Origin of the sequence: Nonomuraea pusilla, from assembly GCF_900109355.1 — a bacterium.
In the GTDB taxonomy this organism is placed as follows: domain Bacteria; phylum Actinomycetota; class Actinomycetes; order Streptosporangiales; family Streptosporangiaceae; genus Nonomuraea; species Nonomuraea pusilla.
The window spans coordinates 1-2,072 of the sequence record NZ_FOBF01000060.1; the positions used below are offsets into that span (position 1 = coordinate 1).

General features: G+C 68.2%; 4 protein-coding genes. All 4 read left to right on the forward strand.

All coding sequences use genetic code 11. From position 1 onward, the window contains the following. Nucleotides 1–1,253 (forward strand): replicative DNA helicase (locus tag BMX74_RS42640; protein WP_091106189.1); only part of this gene is annotated, 1,253 nt, incomplete at its 5' end. A gap of 11 nt (nucleotides 1,254–1,264) precedes the next feature. Continuing rightward, a complete protein-coding gene (locus tag BMX74_RS42645; protein ID WP_091106191.1) occupies nucleotides 1,265–1,474 on the forward strand; it encodes a hypothetical protein in 210 nt (69 codons plus the stop codon). Beyond that, complete coding sequence (locus BMX74_RS42650; RefSeq protein ID WP_091106192.1) at nucleotides 1,467–1,700, forward strand: hypothetical protein; 234 nt, start codon at nucleotides 1,467–1,469, stop codon at nucleotides 1,698–1,700. Before BMX74_RS42645 ends, BMX74_RS42650 begins: the two co-directional genes overlap by 8 nt. Continuing rightward, a partial coding sequence (locus tag BMX74_RS42655; protein ID WP_143078991.1) for a hypothetical protein occupies nucleotides 1,697–2,072 on the forward strand: 376 nt, incomplete at its 3' end. The genes BMX74_RS42650 and BMX74_RS42655, both read left to right, overlap by 4 nt.

Sequence of the window (2,072 nt, forward strand, 5' to 3'; positions counted from 1 at the left end):
TGAGGAGCAGCGACTTCCGCCGCGGCGCCCACCAACTGATCTTCGAGGCGATCAGTTCGCTCGCCAACCGCAACATGCCCGTCGACCCGGTGATGGTCGCCGACGAGTTGGACAAGCACCACAACCTGTCCAAGGTCGGCGGCGCGCTCACCCTGCACGAACTGATCTCGCAGGTGCCGACCGCGGTCAACGTCGGCCACTACATCAGCCAGGTGCGCGAAGCATCCGTCACCGGCCACACGATCAGCGCCGCGGACCGGATCAAGCAGGTGATGGCCGCCCGCCACGTCGACCTGGACGAGCGGGTGGACGCGGCGCGCAGCATCCTCGACGAGGCGACACGGCTTCACGCCTCCACCTCGACCGCCTCGTCCGTGGCCGACGTGGTGGGTCCCCTGCTGGATCGCCTCGACGCTGGCGAGCCGATCGCCGGCGTCACAACCGGCTGGGCCGACCTCGACAACCTGCTGACCCGGCTCCGCCCCGGGCAGCTCATCATCGTCGGCGCCCGGCCCGGCATGGGCAAGTCCGTCGTGATGATCAACGTCGCTACCCATGTGCGGCACAAGCTTGGCGAGCCCGTGCTGTTCGCCAGCCTGGAGATGTCGAAGGACGAGGTCGCCCTCCGCATGATCGCCTCGCTCGGCAGGGTCAGCCTCACCAGCCTCCAGAAGGGCGACCTCGATGATCAGGCGTGGTCCAACGTCGCCCGAGCTCAGGCGCAGCTCGCCGAGTACACAGATTTGATCATCGACGACAACCCGTCCATGACGATCGCGCACCTGAGCGCGGCCATCCGGCGCATGCGCCGCAACGGCATGATGCCCGCCTTGGTCGTCGTCGACTATCTCCAGCTCATGACCAGCGGCAAGCGGACTGAGTCCCGCCAGGTCGAGGTGTCGGAACTGAGCCGCAGCCTGAAGAAGCTGGCCGGCGAGTTCGGCATCCCCGTCATGGTCGGGTGTCAGCTCAACCGCGGCCCCGAACAGCGCGCCAACAAGCGCCCCAGCAAGGCGGACCTGCGCGAAAGCGGATCGCTGGAGCAGGACAGCGACATCGTGATCCTGCTGCACCGCGAAGACGCCTACGAGCCCGAGACGCCGCGGGCTGGCGAGATCGAGTTGATCGTCGACAAGCACCGCCAGGGCCCGACCGCCACCATCACGCTCGCCTGGCAGCCGCACTACGCCCGCGCCGTCGACTTCGCGCCCGAGCCGAGCGACGAGCGCCCCAACCTCCACGCCGTGAAGTGAAAGGGCCCCGCATGCTTCCGACTGACATCCCTGACCCGGCCGCAGTGCGCGCGGCCCGAGCTCTCCACGTCGGCATCCCCGAGGCGATCGAAGGCCGCGACCTCGGCGCTCTCATCACCAACCTGTCGGGCTGGCTGTCGACCGATCCCGCTGTCCGCGACGCGGCGTTAGCCCCGACCGATCCCTCCCCCGACTCCCCGAAGGAGACCCCCAATGGGTAACACCAAGACCATCGACGAGCAGCAGATCCGCGCTGACGAGCGCGCCCGCTGCGTTGCAGAACTCCGCACCTACTCCGCTGACCGGATGCAGGCCGCCGTCAGCAAGGTCATCGAGGGCAAGGACGAGGGGTTCGCCAGCGTCGCCCATGCTGCGGCCGTCGAACGCGCCGCACGGCTGCTGGAGTCCGGCGAACTGACGGTCCCGCAGGAGGTGTTCGCCCGATGAGCCTGCCGACCGCCGACGAGGTGTTCGCAAAGGCCGCCGAGGGGTCGCCCTTCTCGAATGGCACCGAGGGCTACGCCTGGATGGAGAACAACTGCCACCGGTGCGTCCACGACAAGCCTGCCCGCAACGACGACTATGAGAACGCCTGCCCGATCATCCTCGTCGCCTACGTCGGCAAGACGTCGGCGGAGTGGCTGCGCAAGGACGGGTTCCGGCTGGGCGACCAGTACACGTGCCTGTACTTCCGCGACGAGAACGACCCGGGACCTGACGAGCCGACGCCGATCCCGGACCCTCCCGGCCAGCTCACGCTGTGCCCGCGAGAGCTGTTCGAGCGTCAGGGGCGGATGTTCGCCGACACCAAGCCTCAGG